This is a genomic window from Frankia sp. Mgl5 (assembly GCF_023242985.1).
Taxonomy (GTDB): Bacteria; Actinomycetota; Actinomycetes; order Frankiales; family Frankiaceae; genus Parafrankia; species Parafrankia soli.
In genome coordinates, this window is sequence record NZ_JALKFY010000473.1 from 1 (window position 1) to 436 (window position 436).

Here is a 436-nt window from a genome sequence, read left to right on the forward strand (position 1 = left end):
CCCCGCGGAAGCGCGGATGAACGAGGAAGATATCTATTGGGGAGCCCAGTTGGCGATGTCGGAGATGATCAAATCGGGGACGACTGCTTTTGCCGATATGTATATGCATATGAATGAGATCGCGCAGGCCGTGCAGGACAACGGGATGCGTGCTTCCTTAACCAGAGGGCTTGTCTTTTTTGAGGATGACGGGGGTAAACGGATGCAGGAAGCGATTGATCTGGTGGATCGCTGGTCCGGGGCGGCTGACGGCAGAATTACCACCATGTTTGGTCCCCATGCGCCATACACCTGCCCGCCGGAACCGCTTTCTGAAGTAATCGAGCTGGCTCGCAAGCGGGCTGTGCCGATCCATATTCACCTGGCAGAGACAAAGGAAGAGATTGTAAAAATCAGGGAAAAGTATGCGCAAACCCCGACCGAATATCTGTATCAT

Annotated in this window: 1 protein-coding gene; it reads left to right on the forward strand. The window is 53.9% G+C overall.

The window, feature by feature from the left end; all coding sequences use genetic code 11:
* On the forward strand, positions 1–436 hold a 436-nt coding region (locus tag MXD62_RS10200), incomplete at both ends, for an amidohydrolase family protein (protein WP_368862377.1).